13 protein-coding genes are annotated in these 17,103 nt (G+C 70.8%); 8 read left to right on the top strand and 5 right to left on the bottom strand.

The window, feature by feature from the left end; all coding sequences use genetic code 11:
• Positions 1-10 precede the first annotated feature (10 nt).
• Positions 11-2,362, top strand: coding sequence for a Tex family protein (locus FMQ63_RS19400; RefSeq protein ID WP_011551508.1), 2,352 nt, complete (start codon positions 11-13; stop codon positions 2,360-2,362).
• A 12-nt stretch (positions 2,363-2,374) separates the two neighbouring features.
• On the opposite strand, the gene FMQ63_RS19405 is transcribed toward FMQ63_RS19400, so the two are convergent.
• On the bottom strand, positions 2,375-3,499 hold the full coding sequence (locus tag FMQ63_RS19405; RefSeq protein WP_011551509.1) for a hypothetical protein: 1,125 nt from the start codon (positions 3,497-3,499) through the stop codon (positions 2,375-2,377).
• On the bottom strand, positions 3,499-5,355 hold the full coding sequence (locus tag FMQ63_RS19410; protein ID WP_011551510.1) for an HSP90 family protein: 1,857 nt from the start codon (positions 5,353-5,355) through the stop codon (positions 3,499-3,501). Before FMQ63_RS19410 ends, FMQ63_RS19405 begins: the two co-directional genes overlap by 1 nt.
• A gap of 186 nt (positions 5,356-5,541) precedes the next feature.
• Here FMQ63_RS19410 and FMQ63_RS19415 point away from each other — a divergent pair, with 186 nt between their 5' ends.
• From FMQ63_RS19415 to FMQ63_RS38580, 3 genes are all read left to right on the top strand, one after another.
• Positions 5,542-6,381 carry a metal-dependent hydrolase gene (locus FMQ63_RS19415; protein WP_011551511.1) on the top strand — a complete coding sequence of 280 codons (840 nt, stop codon included), beginning with the start codon at positions 5,542-5,544 and terminating at the stop codon, positions 6,379-6,381.
• 97 nt (positions 6,382-6,478) lie between these two features.
• Positions 6,479-7,924 carry an LETM1 domain-containing protein gene (locus FMQ63_RS19420; RefSeq protein WP_225909782.1) on the top strand — a complete coding sequence of 482 codons (1,446 nt, stop codon included), beginning with the start codon at positions 6,479-6,481 and terminating at the stop codon, positions 7,922-7,924.
• A 155-nt stretch (positions 7,925-8,079) separates the two neighbouring features.
• A complete protein-coding gene (locus FMQ63_RS38580; RefSeq protein ID WP_011551513.1) occupies positions 8,080-10,257 on the top strand; it encodes an FUSC family protein in 2,178 nt (725 codons plus the stop codon).
• Here the strand turns inward: FMQ63_RS38580 and FMQ63_RS19430 are convergent.
• Positions 10,211-11,806: a HEAT repeat domain-containing protein gene (locus FMQ63_RS19430; protein ID WP_011551514.1), complete on the bottom strand. Its 1,596-nt coding sequence runs from the start codon at positions 11,804-11,806 to the stop codon at positions 10,211-10,213. The genes FMQ63_RS38580 and FMQ63_RS19430 overlap by 47 nt on opposite strands.
• A gap of 103 nt (positions 11,807-11,909) precedes the next feature.
• On the opposite strand from FMQ63_RS19430, the gene FMQ63_RS19435 reads away from it, so the two are divergent.
• From FMQ63_RS19435 to rsmB, 4 genes are read left to right on the top strand one after another with little or no spacing between them, the layout of a single operon-like run.
• Positions 11,910-12,491, top strand: a complete 582-nt coding sequence (locus FMQ63_RS19435; RefSeq protein ID WP_043611740.1) for a HAMP domain-containing protein — start codon at positions 11,910-11,912, stop codon at positions 12,489-12,491.
• 29 nt (positions 12,492-12,520) lie between these two features.
• Positions 12,521-13,459, top strand: coding sequence for a methionyl-tRNA formyltransferase (gene fmt, locus FMQ63_RS19440; RefSeq protein ID WP_011551516.1), 939 nt, complete (start codon positions 12,521-12,523; stop codon positions 13,457-13,459).
• 22 nt (positions 13,460-13,481) lie between these two features.
• Complete coding sequence (locus FMQ63_RS19445) at positions 13,482-14,405, top strand: type II 3-dehydroquinate dehydratase (RefSeq protein ID WP_011551517.1); 924 nt, start codon at positions 13,482-13,484, stop codon at positions 14,403-14,405.
• Complete coding sequence (rsmB, locus tag FMQ63_RS19450) at positions 14,402-15,718, top strand: 16S rRNA (cytosine(967)-C(5))-methyltransferase RsmB (RefSeq protein ID WP_011551518.1); 1,317 nt, start codon at positions 14,402-14,404, stop codon at positions 15,716-15,718. The genes FMQ63_RS19445 and rsmB overlap by 4 nt, the downstream gene beginning before the upstream one ends.
• A 3-nt stretch (positions 15,719-15,721) precedes the next feature.
• Here the strand turns inward: rsmB and FMQ63_RS19455 are convergent, their stop codons facing one another.
• Together FMQ63_RS19455 and FMQ63_RS19460 are read right to left on the bottom strand one after the other, a co-directional pair.
• Positions 15,722-16,630: a LysR family transcriptional regulator gene (locus tag FMQ63_RS19455; protein ID WP_011551519.1), complete on the bottom strand. Its 909-nt coding sequence runs from the start codon at positions 16,628-16,630 to the stop codon at positions 15,722-15,724.
• Positions 16,631-16,766: 136 nt separating this feature from the next.
• A partial coding sequence (locus FMQ63_RS19460) for a hypothetical protein (protein ID WP_368667210.1) occupies positions 16,767-17,103 on the bottom strand: 337 nt, incomplete at its 5' end.

Raw genomic sequence — 17,103 nt, forward strand, 5'->3', positions numbered from 1 at the left:
AAGCGGCGTCATGCATCCCTACGCCGCTGAGCTTTCCCAGGAGCTGGGCCTCAGGCCCGAGCAGGTGGACCGGACCCTCGCGCTGCAAGAGGACGGAGCCACAGTCCCTTTCATCGCGCGCTACCGCAAGGAAGTCACGGGCGGCCTGGACGAGGTCCAGATTCAAACCCTCTTCGACCGGGCCACCGAGCGCGCCGAGCTGGACTCCCGGCGCGACACCATCCTCCGCTCCATCGAGGAGCAGGGGAAGCTGACGCCGGAGCTCGCGAAGGCGCTCAAGGCCGCCAGGGCGCGCACGGAGCTGGAGGACCTCTACCTTCCTTACAAGCCCAAGCGCCGCACGCGCGCCGCCATTGCCCGGGAGCGCGGGCTGGAGCCGCTGGCGGACCTGGTGTGGAAGCAGGACGGTCGTCGCGGCGAGGACGTGGCCGCGCGCGTGCGCCCCTACGTCAACCCGGAGAAGGACGTACCGGACCAGGCCGCGGCGCTCGCGGGCGCGCGCGACATCTGCGCCGAGCGCGTGGCCGAGGACGCCGGCCTGCGCCGCGAGGCCCGCGAGGTGAGCGCGCGCCGGGGCACGCTGTGTTCGAACGTGGTGCCCGCGAAGAAGGGCGAGACGACCAAGTTCGAGAACTACTATGGCCACGAGGAGCCCCTGTCCCAGGCCCCCTCGCACCGCGTGCTGGCACTGCTGCGCGGCGAGGAAGAGGGCGTGCTGAAGGTGAAGCTCTCCCTGCCCGATGACGAGGTGAAGGGCCTGCTGGCCGGGCGCGTGGTGACGAAGCCGCAGTCCATCTTCTCACAGGAGCTGCGCGCCGCCGTGGAGGACAGCTGGGACCGGCTGATGGGGCCGTCGCTGGAGGCGGAGCTGCGCTCGGAGCTGAAGGAGCGCGCGGACCGGCAGGCCATTGGCGTCTTCGGGGAGAACCTGCGCCACCTGCTGCTCACGCCGCCCGCGGGCGCCCGCGCGGTGCTGGCCCTGGACCCGGGCCTTCGCACGGGCACCAAGCTGGCGATGATGGACGTCACCGGCAAGGTGGTGGAGACGCTGACGCTCTACTCGGAGCGCGGAGCGGACGAGCGCGCCCGCGCGGCGAAGCTGCTGGCCGCGGTGGTGCAGAAGCACAAGCCGGAGCTCGTCGCCGTGGGCAACGGCACGGGCAGCCGCGAGGCGGAAGTCTTCGTGCGCGACACGCTGAAGGCGATGGGTTCGCAGGTCCCCGTGGTGTCGGTGAGCGAGCAGGGCGCGTCCATCTACTCCGCCTCCGAGGTGGCCCGCGACGAGTTCCCGGACCTGGACGTCAGCCTGCGCGGCGCGGTGTCCATTGGCCGGCGCCTCCAGGACCCGCTGGCGGAGCTGGTGAAGATCGACCCCAAGAGCATCGGCGTGGGGCAGTACCAGCACGACGTGGACCAGGGGCTGCTCAAGAAGAAGCTGGGTGAGGTGGTGGACTCGTGCGTCAACGCGGTGGGCGTGGACGTCAACACCGCGTCTCCGCAGTTGTTGGAGCACGTGTCCGGCGTGGGGCCGTCCCTGGCGAAGAAGCTGGTGGCGCACCGCGCGTCGAAGGGCCGCTTCACCACGCGGCGCGAGCTGCTGAAGGTGAGTGGCCTGGGGCCCAAGACGTTCGAACAGGCGGCGGGCTTCCTGCGCGTGCGTGGGACGGAGCCGCTGGACGCCAGCGCCGTCCATCCGGAGCGCTACGGCGTCGTGGAGCGCATGGCCAAGGATTTGGGCGTGGCCGTGAGCGCGCTGGTGGGCAATGCCGAGCTGGTCCGCAAGATTGACCTGAAGCGCTACCTGGGCCCGGACCTGGGCGAGATGACGCTCAAGGACATCCTGGCGGAGCTGGAGAAGCCCAGCCGCGACCCGCGCGGCGACTTCACCGCGCCCCAGCACCGCGAGGACCTGCGCTCGCTGGAGGACGTGAAGGAGGGCATGGTGCTCCAGGGCGTGGTGACGAACGTCACCGCGTTCGGCGCCTTCGTGGACGTGGGCGTGCACCAGGACGGCCTCGTCCACGTGTCGCAAATCTCCACGCGCTTCGTGAAGGACCCCTCCGAAGTGGTGAAGGTGGGCGACCGGCTGACGGTGCGCGTGCTCACCGTGGACCTGGCGCGCAAGCGGCTGGCGCTCTCCGTGCGCGCGGTGCAGGAGGGTGGAGCGCCGCAGCCGTCGGGCCGTCCCCCCGTCGGCGGGGCCACGGGACCGAGCCGCATGACGGAGCGCGGTGGCGGAAGCGGCGGGCCTCGTCAGGGCGCCCGGCCTGCCTCCGGCCCGGGGCCGAAGCCGGCTTCGGGGCCCGGTGAGAAGAAAGGCCCGGAGCCGTTCAACAACCCGTTCAGCAAGCTCAAGCGCTGACGGGGCGTCGCCTCACTTCGCGTCGATGGGGAAGGGACGGACTTCCCCCGCGAGCACCTGGTTGCGCGCCAGCAGCTTCGCGAACCGGTCCGTCCCGTTGCGTGTGTCGAAGCGGTTCGCGATGTCCCGGGCCTGCCCCAGCGTCCAGGCATGCAGGGCCCGGACGTCGTAGCCGCCATCCGCCTGGTGATTGGGGAACGTCTTGGGCAGCCGCAGGCTCACCACGTCCCTGTCTCCCGCGGCCAGCACCCGCTCCAGCAGGAAGGCGGCGGCGGCGTAGAAGGTGAAGCGGTCCCGGTAGCTCGGGTGGTCCAGCGCCCAGCCCAGGTGCTTCTCCAGCAGCGTCAGCCCGCGCGCCAGGTTGTCCGTCAGGGCGAGGAACTCCATGTGCTCGCCCACGGTGGAGAGGAACTCGCGGTTCTTCGTCACCATGGCGTAGCCGCGGCGGTGGATTTCGCGCGCGTGCTCCAGCTCACCCAGCTTGAACAGCGGGTAGAGCACCGTGCCCAGCGTCAGGTGGGGAATCTCCGCGCAGGACTTGCGGCCGTCCAGGATGGGCTTCGCCTTGCGCAGCACCTGCTGCCATTCGCCCTTGTCGGCGTGGTGGTCCAGTTCGTCGTCCAGCTCGCACACGCGGCAGTCGGTGAGGTGGTCGCGGCGCGTCTCCAGCCACGCGTTCCACAGCCGCTCCACTTCCTCGGCGGCGTCACCCATCTCCCGCGCGGCCTGGTAGCGCATCTTCAGCACCGCGCGCACCCCGGAGTCCGTGGCCCTGAAGCACTGCTCCACGTCGTCCAGCGCGTCCAGAATCTGCTTGCGGGTGATGTGAGGGAACTCCTTGATGCGCCCCACCACCCACTTCTGCTTCCAGAACATCTCCTCCGGGTCGAAGCGCTTCGGGTCCTTCTTCTGCTGTCCCCGGCACCACGCGAAGGCCACCAGCGCCTTGTCCGGGAAGCCGCCGAAGGTCGCCGCGTCGATGAGGGCATCTCGCATCCGGTAGCCCATGCCCACGTCCTTGTGCGTGTCCGCCAGGCGCACCGCCTCTTCCAGGAGCCGCACCTTGCTCTCGCCTTCAGCCAGGCCGTCCGCCTGAGCGAAGAGCGACTCCACCTGCTCGCGCCAGTCACCACTCATCAGTGCAGCCCCCGGGGACCCGCGCCGCCGCTGCCTTCGCCGCCGCGCCCGCCATCCCCGCCCAGTTGTGCGGAGATGAGGCCCAACAGGCCCTGGTTCAGCAGGACCATCTCCTGTGCGTTCAACGGATGGTGTCCCAAGAGCAGTGCTTGCACGTAGAGCATCTCCACCGACAGCTTCAGCATGTCCCGGTCCGCCACGGCGGCCAGCCGCCGCACCACCGGGTTGTGGAGGTTGAAGCACAACTGCGCCGGCTCGCTGCCCGAGGCCGCCATGACGCTGTCCAGCACGCCGGCGTATAGGTCATCCGACTCCTCGCGAGCCCGCTCGGCGTCGCGCCGGAACGCGCCCTCCGCGTCCGAGCTGTAGAGCGTGGGCACTTCCGCCGGGTAGAACTTCTTCACCACCGCGCCGCAGCGGAACGGCGCCAGCACGTTCTCCGCCATGCGCAGCAGCGGGAAGGTGGCCTCGCGCTCGTCCAGGGTGAGCTCATCGAAGCTCTGCGGCAGGTCCGCGGAGGAGAAGGGCTCCACCTGCACGTCCGGCACCGCGTGCGGCAGCTTCTCCAGCAGCGACGTGTCGTGCGTGTACGCCGCGTTGATGATGCACAGGCCTTGGGCACCGGCCACCTGGGCAATCTGCCGGAAGCCGTCCAACGTGGACGTGTAGCGCACCACGGGGTGCGCGCGCCGGTAGTCCGCCAGCGTCATCATCCCCATCGACGTCTCGAAGGGCAGCCAGTGGATGATGAGGCGGTAGAAGTCATCGTCATCCAGCGCCAGCGCCTTCACGCTCAGCCCGTGCAGGGCAATCAGCCGCTGGAGCGCGCGTGGGTCCTCACGCGCCAGCTCCATCAGGTAGCCGCGCAGGGACTGCCCCAGGGACTCGCGCGCCGCGGCGAGCGCGTCGTCCTCGTAGAAGGACTCCCGGCTGGCGGTGGGCCGCAGCGCGTTGGCGTTCACCACGCACTTCACGAAGAAGGCCCACTCCGGCAGCAGGTTCTCCGCGCTCTCCGACAGCAGCATGTGCTTGAGGTACACGCGGTGCTTCTGGCGTGAGTTGAAGTGCGGCGACGCGGGCAGCACGTAGGCCACCCCGTCCACGTCTCCCGCGGTGGAGCGCAGGGGGATGCAGTCGACGAAGTCCGTGTCGAACAGCTCGCGCCCGTAGGCGAGCAGCGCCTTGCGCCGCTCCGAGGCGCTGTCGTACTCGCGGCGCCAGGGGGCGCCGGAGGTGTCCAGCCGCTCGGTGCCCTGGTCCGTGGTGAGGTGGATGGGAAAGGGCAGCAGGCCGCCGTAGTGGCTGGCGAGGTTTCGCAGCCGCGTGGCGGTGAACCAATGCGCCATGTCCGGGCGGGCCACCAGGAACACCTGGGTGCCGGGCTGGGCGAGCGGGTGCTCGGAGGGCCGCACGGCGTACGTGCCGTCATGCCGGCCCCGCCACTCCAACGTGCGCCCGTCGCCGCGTGCCGAGCGCGTCACCACCAGCAGCTCGTCGCACACCATGAAGCAGGACAGCAGGCCGATACCGAACTGGCCGATGAAGTCGTTGCGGCGGGCCTCCAGGGCCTCGCGCTTGGAGGACTCACCGATGGTGGCCAGGAAGCGGTGGATTTCGTCCTCGGTCAGCCCCACGCCGTCGTCGGTGAAGAGCAGGGTGGGCGGGCTGCCGTCCTGCTTCTCCATCAGCTCCAGCCGGACGGTGCCCGCGTGGCCGGGCTCCAGGAGCTGGCGGGCGCGGATGGCATCGGTCGCGTTCTGGAGCAGCTCGCGTACGTAGACGCCCGGGGAGCTGTACAGGTGATGTGACAGGAGGTCGATGACCCCGCGGAGGCTGACTTGAAATCGGTGGTCCACGTACCGCCGACGTTAGCGCACGCCCCCCGTCGTATCGACAGCCGAATCGAGCTTGAGACGCGGCGTGCACTTGGGCATCCATGGCGGGCCCTTGAATGGCCGCCCGGTCAGTGTCAGGTGGCAATCCGGCCGTGGGGGGCGTGTCACCACGGTGGCGGCAGGTCTTCACCTCGAAAGCAGGAGTGGATGGATATGCGGACGAAGCTCATGGCAGTGGTGGCGGGCGCGGCAATGGCCTTCGGCGGAACGGCAGCGGCGCAGGGCACCCCGGCGCCCGGCAAGGTCGCGGCCACCAAGGCCCCGGCGGCGGCCACCCGCGGCAAGACGGAGGTGACGTGGTGGGGGCACGCGGCCTTCGTGATTCGCAGCCCAGGCGGCGCGGTGATTGCCATCGACCCCTGGCTCTCCAACCCCAAGGCCCCGAAGGGCGCCGCGCAGCCGGAGGCGCTGGACGCCATCCTCCTCACCCACGGCCATTTCGACCACGTGGGCGAGGCCAAGGCGCTGGCCGAGAAGACGGGCGCCAAGGTCTATGGCTCCTTCGAGCTCATCAACCTGCTGGGGCTCCCGGAGGCCCAGTCCGTGGGCGCCAACGCGGGCGGCACCTTCCAGGTGAAGGACGTCACGTTCCACCTGGTAGAGGCGGTTCACTCCAGCAGCTACGCCGCGGACCCGAAGTCGCCGGCGCAGTACGCGGGCGCGCCCGTGGGCTACGTGCTGGAAATCGACAAGGGGCCTACGCTGTACCACGCGGGTGACACCGGACCCTTCGAGGGCATGTCGCTCATCGCCACCCAGTTCAAGCCCTCCGTGGCCCTGCTCCCCATTGGCGGCCACTTCACCATGGGCCCCGCGGAGGCGGCCCAGGCGGTGCGGCTCCTGAAGGTCAAGAGCGTGATTCCCATGCACTACGGCACCTTCCCGCTGCTTCAGGGCACCCCGGACGCGCTGACCGGCGAGCTGAAGAAGCTGCGCAATACGGCCAAGGTGGTGGTCCCGGAGCCCGGCGCGACGACCGCGCTGTAGGCACCGGGCGCGGATGGTTGGGTCCGGTAGAAGTGGCGGTTCTACGCCCGCTGACTTCCGGGCCTTGACCCTGTCCCGTGGCCGAGTGGAAACCAGAATGCCCCTGGGTTACATCCCGGTCCTCGCGCCGCGCATGGGCCTTGCCTGGCGCTCCAGGGGTGTTCCGGTGTTGGACTTCACCAAGGCGGGGTGGCTCTTGCCACTCCTGACGGAGACGGTCGCCTTCGAGGCGGGCGCGCCGGCTCCGTCCGCGCCGCCGCTGGGCTCCGGGCGGGCCCGGGCTCGCGCGTACCTGCGGCGGACGCTGCGCGCCAGTGGCCTGCTGTACGGCACGCCCGCGGACGCACCCTCCGCGGCGGACGTGGCGCAGCCCACCGAGCTCCAGGCGCGCGTGCTGGAGGACCAGCTCTTCCGCGCCGTGGTGCGGACCCTGGCGCTGATGGCGCTGGAATTGGGCCGGCTCGTGGGGGCTCCAGCGGCCGTTCGCACCGAGCATCTCCTGGTCCTGTTCGCGGTGCTCACCGGAGAGCTGGAGCTGGCGGAGGCGGTGGACGCGGCGATTGCCTCGGGGCGTCCGGTGTCCCGGCGGCTGACGGCGAAGGTGGAAGCGTCGCTGGTGAAGCGCTCGCCCGTGCTGGCGGGGGACCCGGTCTACGGGCTGGTGTTGCACAACGGCGCGCAGTACGCGGACGCGCAGCTGTTCTGCCGGCAGGCCATCGACTACTTCTCGCGCGGCACGCTGCACCGCGAGCGGGCGCAGCGGCGGCTGGACTTCGCGGCGCGGCAGAAGGCGCTGCTGGTGGATGTGCTGACGGGGCTTGCGTGTGTGGACCGGGTGCCGGGCCTGCCCGCGCGCCGCGCCATCCTGCGGCAGGTGGAGTCCCTGCGGCTGCCGGCGGCGATGACGTCCGAGCTCAAGGCCGCGGTGAAGCAGTCCTTCGCCCGCCGCCGCCCGGTGCAGGACGTGGTGCGCCAGGTGCGCAGCGTGGACGTGCGCCACTTCCTGCTGGAGCAGACGTTGCTGGCGGCGCTGGTGGATGGCCGCAAGACGCGGCGTGAGCGCGTCTTCATCCGCGAGCTGGCGCAGGCGCTCCAGGTCCCGGACGCGGAGCTGCACCGGCTGGAGCTGGAGATGGCGGAGTTCTACGCCCGCCACCGCGCCATCGTGGACGTCTTCACCGTGTCGGACGCCGCGGGCGCCATGGGCGAGGACCTGGTGGCCGGCATCCAGGAGGCGCTGGAGAAGAACTTCTACCGGCTGATGCAGGAGGTCCGCGAGACGGGCGACCTGGCGGTGCTGCTGACGAAGGCGGCCCGGCGTCAGGCGCTCACGGGCGACGAGCGCCGGCGCATGCGCGCGCAACTCGTCGATGTGGCCAAGGCGATTCCCGCGCTGGCCATCTTCGCGGCGCCCGGCGGCATCCTGCTGCTCGCGGCGTTGGGGAAGGTGCTGCCCTTCAGCCTGCTGCCCAGCGCCTTCCAGGAGGCCGCGCCCGCCGAGGAGGACTTCGAGGGCGTGGGCCCGGAGCGAGAGGCCGGCTGACGCGGGCCCCTGGCCGCTCGCCCTCCATCCATCCGGTGGAACGGGCCCGGCCGCGTTCACGCCTGGACACCACCTTCGTGGGGTGGCTCCATGGAAGCGTCGATGCGCGCGCGGACCTGTGACATAGGACGGAGTGGTTTGGAATTGCTCGCGCGATGAGTCCGCTCCGTCATCACCTCCAGGCCTTCCTCCGCGTGGAGCCGGGCCGTCCCGCGTATGGCGCCGGGGTCCGCGCCGCGCTTGCGGTGGGTGGGCCCATGGCCGTCGCGGCCCTGCTGCACCTTCCCGCGGCCACGTGGGTCGGTATGGCCGCGCTCTTCGTTGCCCTGGTGGACCGGGGCGGGCCCTACTGGGACCGCGCGCTCACCATGGGCGCCATGACGCTCCTGGGCTCCGTGGTGGGCCTGGCCGCGGCGCTGCACCTGCCCGCGTGGGCCGCCGTCATCGCCACGCTGTTCTGGGTGACGGCGTGTGGCTTCGCCCGCTCGTATGGGGACACGCCCGGGTTGATGGGCGTGGTGCTCGCCAACTACTTCGTGGTGTCGCTCGCGCTTCCCGCCAACGACGTGGCTGACGCATTGCTGCGCTCCGGCTTGTTCCTGGTGGGCGGCGCGTGGGCCATGTTCCTCGCGCTGATGCTGTGGCCGCTGGTGCCCTACCGGCCCGCGCGCCTGGCCATCGCGCGGTGTTACGACGCGCTGGCGGACCATGCGGAAGAGGTGGGGCGCTGGCCGCTCGAAGGGGGGGCGTCCGCCGCCGCGGGTGTCCTGCCGGAGGCGCCCTGGCAGGCCCGCATGCGTCAGCTCATCGAACAAGCGCGCACCGTGCTGGCCTCCACGCGCATGGGCCGGGCGGGGGAGAGCGGCCGGGGCGAACAGCTGCTGGTGCTGGTCGAAGGCGCGGATTCGATGATGGTGACGCTCATCGCGCTGACGGAGATGCTGGAGGTGGCGCCCGCCGAGCCCCGCTATCACGCGCTCCGAGCGGAGGTGCAGCGCGCGCTGGCGGAGCTGACCGCGGACCTGCGCCGCGTCCGGTTTGCTCTGGAGAAGGGGACGGAGGTGAGCGCCCAGTCGGTCTGGAACGCCGAGCGGGTGAAGCGGGCCCTGGATGCGCTGGACACGGCGGGCGGCGTGCCGGAGCCGGTGCGCGCCGGCTATCAATACGTGCACACGCTGCTGGACCGCCTGCGGGACTATTCCCACGCGACGGTGGAGGTGGCGGCGCGGCTGGAGGGCCGCGCGCCCGTGCCGGACGCCCTGGCGCTGCCCGCGCGGCGGGTGGAGGCGGCGCCGCGGCAGGCCCTCCTGGAGCCGCTGCGGGAGAATCTCAACGTCCGCTCCGTCATCTTCCGTCACGCGCTGCGGCTGGGCGTCGCGGCCGCGCTGGCCACCGCGCTCGTGGGGGCGCTGGGATTGAATCACGGCTACTGGGTCATCATCACCGTCACCGTCGTCCTGCAGCCCTACGCAGGCCTCACGTTCCAGCGGAGCCTGCAGCGCATCGCGGGCACGCTGCTGGGCGCGGCGCTGGCCGCGGGTCTGGTGGCGTTGGTGAGGGACCCGGCCATCATCCTGCTGGCCATCGGGGGGCTGTTCGCGGTGGCGATGAGCATCCAGCCGCTCAGCCTGTCCGCGTTCCAGGTGCTGCTGACTCCGGCCCTGGTGCTGCTGGCGGAACTCCAGAGCGGGGACTGGGAGCTGGCCGGGGTGCGCATCGTCAACACGCTGCTGGGAGGGCTGATTGCGCTGACGGTGACGCGGCTCTTGTGGCCCAGCCCGGAGCACCTGCGTCTGCCGGAGCAGGTGGCCTTCGCGTTGCGCGCGGACCGCGAATACCTGATGGCGGTGGCCGCCGCGCACTCGGACTCGGAGCCCGCGGTGCGCGAGGCCCGGCGGAAGATAGGCCTGGCGCTGCTGGCGGCGGAGGCGTCCTTCCAGCGGCTGCTGAGTGAGTGGACCGGGCCCGCCAAGGACCTGGAGCCGGTGATGGCGCTGCTGGTCTACGCGCGGCGCTTCACGTCGGCGGTGACGACGCTGGCCGCCAGTCGCGCGGACCCGGCGTCCCCCCGGGAACTCTCCGAGGTGGTGCGCTTCGCCGGGGGCGTGTTGGACGAACTGGCGGCGGCCATGGAGCAGCAACGCCGGCCCGCGCCCATGCCCGCCACGGTTCCGGCGGGTGGGGCGGATGCGCTGTCGCGCGCGCACGTGGAGCGGCTCGTGCGACAGCTCACCGTGCTGCACCACGCGGCGGAGCGTGTCCCGCCGCTGCGGCTCAAGGAGGGCGTCAGGGCCGGTCGAGCGTCGTCACCAGGCGCCGCAGGTCCTCGTTGACGCTGACGAACCGGGTGTTGCCCTGCTCGTCCGCGAGCTGCTTTCGCATCGTGGGCAGGGAGGCCTCGCGCAGCTTCTTCGCGACGTCCTGCGAGCCTTCCACCAGCCAGCCCACCGCGAGGACGAGCGCGAGACGGGCCTCGGTGTCGCGCTCTCCCAGTCGCGAGGCCAGCGCGCCCGCGTGCTCGGCCGCGCCCGAACGGCCGACCTCCAGCGCCGCGCGCTCCAGCATTCGCGGCTCCGCCTTCTCCATGCGCTGCACCCAGCAGCCCGCGTTGCCCCCGCACGCCTGCGCGGCCTCCAGCAGCTTGGACTGGCCCGCAATCTGGTCCGCGCGCTGCTTGCCCAGCGCGGCCGCGTCATCGCAGCCTTCGTCCTCCGCCTGCTTGCAGTCCGCCGCCGTCCGCGCCGGCTCGGCCGCGGCGAGCTTCTGCAACAAGGGCAGCTCGCGCGCGTCGCCCAGCATGGCGATGCCCTTCACCGCCAACTCGCGCGCGTACCAGTCTCCGGTGCCCGCGGCCTTCTCCAGCGCGGGCAGTGCGTCGCGTCCGCCCAGGCGCACCAGGGCGCTCACGTAGGAATCCCTCACGGTGGCGTCCGTCTCCGACACGAGCCCGGCCAGTGGCTTCACCGCCTCCTGTGCGCGCATGCGCGCCAGCGCGTCCGCGGCCTGCATCCGCACCAGCGCCTGAATCTGCGGGTCCGTGTTGGTGAAGGCCAGTTGCTTCAACAGCGTGGCCACCGCCCGCTTCTCCCGCAGGTCGCCCAGCACCGTCGCCGCCTTCATCGCGTAGCTGGCCGGGTTGACGCCGTTCGACCGCGCCCACTTCAGCAGGTCCGCGTCCTGGCCCTCCAACGCCTGAAGCAGCGCGTCCGCCGCGGGCGCGCCCAGTTGGTACAGCGCGAAGGAGCTCTCCACGTAGAAGGACTTGCCCTTGCGCTCCTTGGTCAGCATCCGCACCAGCGCGGGCGCCGCGCGGCCGTCACCGATGTCACCCAGGGCCTCAATGGCCTTCTTGTTGAGGAAGGGCTCCACGGTGTCGTCCGTGGCCAGGGTGATGAGCGGCTCCACCGCTTCCTTCGCCTTCATGTCGCCCAGCACCTGCACCGCCTCGATGCGCGTGTAGTTGTCCTTCGCGCGCAGCAGCGGCACCAGCGCGGGGATGGCGCGGCGGTCACCAATGGCCCCCAGCGTCGCGACAATGGCCTTGTTCGCCAACTGCGCGGGCATGTCGCCCGCCGCCGGGTCCAGGGCCTTCGTCAGCGGCTCCACCGAAGAGGCATGCTTCAAGTCTCCCAACGCGCGGGCCAGCGCGGCGCGCACCTCCGGCTTGCGCTCGGTGCCGAGCTGCCCGTGGAGCATGGGCAGGAAACGCTCGTCCATCTTCCCGGACGAACGCATGGCCTCCACCATGCGGATGCGGTCCTCCGCTCTGCGGCTCTGCTGAATGCCTGACTCCCAGTACTCCGGGGTCGCTGGGTCCCCCTTGCACCCAGCCAACATCAGGAACGAGAGCGCAATACACAACGCGGTCAGAGAGCGGGTCATGCGGTCTCCATTGCGTCTGCGAGGTTGTCCTGTCTTCCGTGTAAACCTCGCGCGAGGAAGGAAGCAAACCGCCCCAGGCACCTGGGGTACGCTGGTCAACGACATGTCCGATGGCAATCAAAAGACGGTGCGCCCGAGCCACGTCCGCCGGACGTACATCCTGGACCGGCCTTTCCAGCTCAAATACATCCTGCTGTTGGCGGGGATTGGTGCCGGCAGCATCCTCGTGTTCGGACTGTTGGCGCACCGCGTCCACGTGTCGTCCACGGCCCTGGGACTGGACGGCGGGCAGACGCTGCTGTGGCTGACGGCGGTGGGCGCGCTGGGCACGGCGGTGGCGATGGGTCTCTTCGGCCTCGTCTTCACCCACCGGGTGGCGGGCCCCGTCCACGTCATGAGCCTGTATGTGGCGGCGCTGGCGGCCGGCCGCTATCCCCGGATGCGGCCGCTGCGGCGCGGGGACGAGCTCAAGCAGTTCTTCGACCGCTTCACCGAAGCGGTGACGCGCATCCGGGAGCGTGAGGCGGATGAGGCCTACGCGCTGGAGACCGTGCTGGAGGCCCTGCGACCGGTGGCCACCACGCCCGAGGCCCTGGAGGCGCTGGGCACCCTGAGCGCCCTGCACACGCGCAAACGTCAGGCGGTGGACACTCCCACCGGGAGCACCTTCAAGTCCGTGGCCTGAGTCGCCCGGCGCAGGAGAAGCGCAACACCATGAGCAGACCCCGCATCGTTTTCATGGGCACCCCCGAGTTCGCGGTGTCCTCACTGGCCGCCTGCTTCGAACTGGGAGACGTGGTGGCCGTCGTCACCCAACCCGACAAGCCGAAGGGCCGCGGCAACACGGTGACGGCGCCGCCGGTGAAGGAGCTGGCCCTGTCGCGCGGCGTGCCCGTGCTCCAGCCCACCAAGCTGCGTACGCCGCCCTTCGCGGAGGAGCTGCGCCAGTACGCGCCCGACGTCTGCGTGGTGACGGCCTATGGCCGCATCCTCCCCAAGGATTTGCTGGAGCTGCCCACCCACGGCTGCGTCAACGTGCACGGCTCGCTGCTGCCGCGCTTCCGGGGCGCCGCGCCCATCCAGTGGGCCATTGCCCACGGCGACACGGAGACGGGTGTGTCGCTGATGGTGATGGATGAAGGATTGGACACCGGTCCGGTGTTGGCGATGAAGCGCATGGCCATTGCCCCGGACGAGACGAGCGCGTCGCTGTACCCGAAGCTGGCCGCGCTGGGCGGCGAGGTGCTGCGCGAGTTCCTGCCGGCCTACCTGAGCGGGGAGCTGAAGCCGGTGCCGCAGCCTTCCGAGGGCATGGTGCTGGCCCCCATCATCGAGAAGGACCAGGGCCGGTTGGATTTCACGAAGCCCGCGGTGGAGCTGGAGCGGCGCCTGCGGGCCTTCACGCCGTGGCCCGGGGCCTTCACCACGCTGGGCGGAAAGCTGCTGAAGGTCCACCGCGCGCAGGCCAGGGGTGGTAGTGGGGCTCCCGGCACGGTGCTGGCGTCCGGCCCGGACGGCATCGAGGTGGCATGCGGCGAAGGCTCGCTGGTGCTGCTGGACCTCCAGCCAGAAGGCAAGCGGGTGATGCGCGCCGCGGACTTCCTGCAGGGGCACAAGCTGGCGCCGGGCAGCCAGCCCTTCGTCGCGGGCTGATGGGAGAACGGGTGATGGCCATATGAGACTGCTGGTACTGCACGGACCCAACCTGAACCTGCTGGGCGTGCGGGATGGCTCGTCCGGGGGGCGGCTGGAGGACCTGGACGCGGCGCTGCACGCGCGGGCGGAGGAGCTGGGGCAGGCGCTGACGGTGGTGCAGTCCAACCACGAGGGCGACCTGCTGGACACGCTCGGCGCGGAGTTGGAGGAGCTGGACGGCATCATCATCAACCCGGCCGGGCTGTTCGGCTCCTATTGCCTGAAGGAGGGGCTGGAGGCCGCCGGGCTGCCCGCCATCGAGGTGCTGTTCAAGCCCCCGGCCCGCGAATCCGTGGTGGGGGAGGCCTGCGTGCTCCAGATTCACGGCGGGCCCGGCTTCGAGCCCTACCTGCAGGCCCTGGAGACCTTCGGCAGCGGCGTCTTCACGACGGAGAAGCCGGAGTCGAAGAAGGCCCTGGGGAAGAAGAAGGGGAGCAGCTCCAAGGGGGCGAAGGTCACCCCCATCACCGTGCTCGAGCGCGCCGCGCGCAAGGAGGGCTCGTCGGAGACGGCCAGGTCCCTGTCCCGCGCGGCGAAGACGGCGGGGCCCACGAAGACGCTGGGCCGCAAGCTGGCGCCCGTGGAGGACCTGCGCGCGGCCCGTCAGGCGAAGACGCTGGGGCGCGGCGGCGGCAAGGGGCTCACCCCCGCGGCGGACCTGCTCACGCGCGCGCTGGTGCGCCAGAAGATTTCAGACCGGCTTTCGGGCCGGCTCTCCGCCTCCGAGCTGGCCGCCTGGGCGCGTTCCCAGTATCAGGCGGTGCAGCGTGGCGCTCCGGCGGAGAATGGCCACCGTGAGCTGCTGGAGGAGAGCCTCCAGAGCCTCACCCTCTCCAACCTGCCCGCGACGCGGCTCTCGGATGAGCAGCTCGTGGACCTCTTGACCCGGCTCGACGAAGGATGAACGCCCGCGCACTCGCCATCCAGGTCCTCGCGCGTGTCCGCGCGACGGATGCCTACCTCAACGTCGTATTGGACACGCAGTTGTCCGAGTCGCCGCCGAAGGACCCGCGCGACGCGGCGCTCGTCACCGAGCTGACCTACGGCGCCACCCGGCGGCAGCTCGCGCTGGACTACGCGATTACCCGCTTCGCCGACCGCAAGCTGGACGCGCTGGAGGACAAGGTGCTGGCGGCCCTCCGCATCGGCGCCTACCAGATATTCCACACCCGCGTGCCGGCCCGCGCCGCGGTGGCGGAGACGGTGCAGGCGCTGAAGGAAGTGGGGCTGACGCGCGCGGCGGGCTTCACCAACGCCATCCTCCGCAAGCTGGCGGCCCTGCCCGCGCCGCCGCTGCCGCCCGCGTCCGACGTGGCATTGCACCTGTCGGTGCGGGAGAGCCATCCCCAGTGGCTGGTGGAGCGTTGGCTGCGCCAGTTCGGCCGCGAGCGCGCCGAAGCCATGCTGGTGGCCGACAACCAGGCGCCCGCGGTGGTGGTGCGCGCCAACACCGCGAAGGTGACGCGCGACGCGCTGCTCGCCCAACTCCAGGAGATGGGCGTGGACGCGAAGGCGACCACCGTGTCGCCGGTGGGCATCACGCTGCCGTCCGTGGGCCGCGTGGAGGACGTGTACGGCTACGCGGAGGGCCTGTGGCAGGTGCAGGACGAGGCCGCGCAGCTCGTGGGCGTCTACGGGGCGATTCCGGAGACGGCGCGCGTGCTGGACGCGTGCGCCGCGCCGGGCGGCAAGTCCTGCCACCAGGCGCAGTCACATGACGTGGTGGCGGTGGATCTCCACGCGCACAAGCTGCGGAAGATTGAAGCGGAGGCCCGGCGCCTGGGCCTGCAGCCGCGCCTGAAGGCCTACGCGCACGACGCCGCGGAGCCCTTCCCGGAGGAGTGGGGAGAGTTCCACGCGTTCCTGGTGGATGCGCCGTGTTCGGGGCTGGGCACGCTGCGCCGCCACCCGGAGCTGCGCTACCGCCGCAAGGAGGAGGACATCTCCCGGCTGGCCACGCTCCAGCGGCGCATCCTGGAGAACTGCCAGGATGCGGTGCCGCCCGGGGGGCTGCTCGTGTACGCGGTGTGCACCATGGAGCCGCAGGAGGGGCAGGACCAGGTGGAGATGTTCCTGCGCAGCCACCCGGAGTGGACGGCCGAGCCACCCGTGCTGCCCGGCCTCAAGCTGCCGATGTCCCAGGCGTACCTGCGCACGCTGCCGGGACCGGAGGGCTTCGACGGGTTCTTCGCCGCGCGCCTCCGGAAGCTCTACTGACGCTCAGGCGTTCTCGGTGGGCGGCGGCACGTTGGAGGCGGCCTTGAACGCCTCCAGCACCGCGGCGGACGCGCGGTCCAGGTACTTGCCCTTGCGGATGAGCAGGCCAATGGGGCGCGACACCGGCCCCTCCGCGAAGGGCTTGGCGACCAGGGAGCCGCCCTTCACCTCGCCCTGCGCCGTGGACATGGGGAGGATGGCCACGCCCAGGCCCATCTCCACCGCCCGCTTGATGGTCTCCACGTTGTCCATCTCCATCACCGGGTTGATGTCGATGCTCTTCTCGCGGAAGAGCCGGTCCAGCGCCTTGCGCGTGGGCGCCTCGCGGTCGAACGCGATGAAGGGCACGCCCGACAGCGCGGTGAGGCTCACCTTCTGCTTCGTGGCGAAGGGGTGGTCGGGGGCACAGACGACCGACAGCTTGTCGTCGCGGAAGGGGAGGATGTCCACGCCCGCGCGGGGCTGCGGATAGGCGACGATGCCAATCTCCGCCGCGCCCAGAATCACGTCGTCGTACACCTGGTCGTTGCGCCGGTAGTTCAGGCGCATGTTCACCTTGGGGTGCGACTTGAGCAGTTGCTTCTGCACCGAGTTCAGCTCGTGCAACCCCACCGAGTAGATGGTGGAGACCGTGGTGGTACCCGCCACCTCGGTGGCCTGCTCACGAATCTCCTGCTCCACTTCGGCGAAGCGGGCGAGGATTTCCTTGCACCCGCGGAACAGCCGCTCCCCGGCCGGCGTCGGCGTCACCTGGCGCGCGCTGCGCGACAGCAGCTTCTGCTCGTACCGGTTCTCCAGCGCGCGAATCTGCTGGCTCACCGCGGATTGCGTGACGTGGTTGAGCTGCGCGGCGCGGGAGAATGAGCCTGTCTCGACCACGTCGCAGAACATCTTCAAGGATTCGAGCTGCATAAGGTCATCTCCTACCCTCAAATCCAATGATTAGGCCAGAGATAATTAGAATGCCTTTACTTGGCTGCCAAACTACCTAACCCGCCAGGACTGCCTCCGGCCACTCATCGGACGACAGGAGGATTGCGGACGGGGCTCAGGACTGCTCGGGCCCCTCGGGTGGGGCCGGAGGGCGCGGGCGGAACAGGACGAAGAGGGAGGCGGCGAGCGCGGTGAGGGCGCCCCCGGCGAGCAACTGGGTGCGACCGACCTCCCGAGTGGCGTCCGTCAACAGCTGGCATTCGGGGCCGGTGAGGCCATCGCAGCTCGGGGCGGCGAAGCTGTTGCTCAGGCCCACGGCGAGCAGGCCCAGGCCGCCCAGGAGGAAGCCGCCCAGCAGGCCCGTCGCCGCGGAGCGGCCCAGGGACGGCCGCTGGGGGGAGGAGGGCTCCGGAGAGGAGGGCATGCGGGCTGCTATAGCCGCGAGGGTGGGG

The sequence above is a fragment of the Myxococcus sp. CA005 genome (assembly GCF_006518205.1).
In the GTDB taxonomy this organism is placed as follows: Bacteria; Myxococcota; Myxococcia; order Myxococcales; family Myxococcaceae; genus Myxococcus; species Myxococcus xanthus.

Coding starts and splice junctions, on each gene's coding strand:
- FMQ63_RS19400 (WP_011551508.1), top strand. CDS start 11: ATGCATCCCTACGCCGCTGAGCTTTCCCAGGAGCTGGGCCTCAGGCCC.
- FMQ63_RS19405 (WP_011551509.1), bottom strand. CDS start 3,499: ATGAGTGGTGACTGGCGCGAGCAGGTGGAGTCGCTCTTCGCTCAGGCG.
- FMQ63_RS19415 (WP_011551511.1), top strand. CDS start 5,542: ATGGATATGCGGACGAAGCTCATGGCAGTGGTGGCGGGCGCGGCAATG.
- FMQ63_RS19420 (WP_225909782.1), top strand. CDS start 6,479: ATGCCCCTGGGTTACATCCCGGTCCTCGCGCCGCGCATGGGCCTTGCC.
- FMQ63_RS38580 (WP_011551513.1), top strand. CDS start 8,080: ATGAGTCCGCTCCGTCATCACCTCCAGGCCTTCCTCCGCGTGGAGCCG.
- FMQ63_RS19430 (WP_011551514.1), bottom strand. CDS start 11,806: ATGACCCGCTCTCTGACCGCGTTGTGTATTGCGCTCTCGTTCCTGATG.
- FMQ63_RS19435 (WP_043611740.1), top strand. CDS start 11,910: ATGTCCGATGGCAATCAAAAGACGGTGCGCCCGAGCCACGTCCGCCGG.
- fmt (WP_011551516.1), top strand. CDS start 12,521: ATGAGCAGACCCCGCATCGTTTTCATGGGCACCCCCGAGTTCGCGGTG.
- FMQ63_RS19445 (WP_011551517.1), top strand. CDS start 13,482: ATGAGACTGCTGGTACTGCACGGACCCAACCTGAACCTGCTGGGCGTG.
- rsmB (WP_011551518.1), top strand. CDS start 14,402: ATGAACGCCCGCGCACTCGCCATCCAGGTCCTCGCGCGTGTCCGCGCG.
- FMQ63_RS19455 (WP_011551519.1), bottom strand. CDS start 16,630: ATGCAGCTCGAATCCTTGAAGATGTTCTGCGACGTGGTCGAGACAGGC.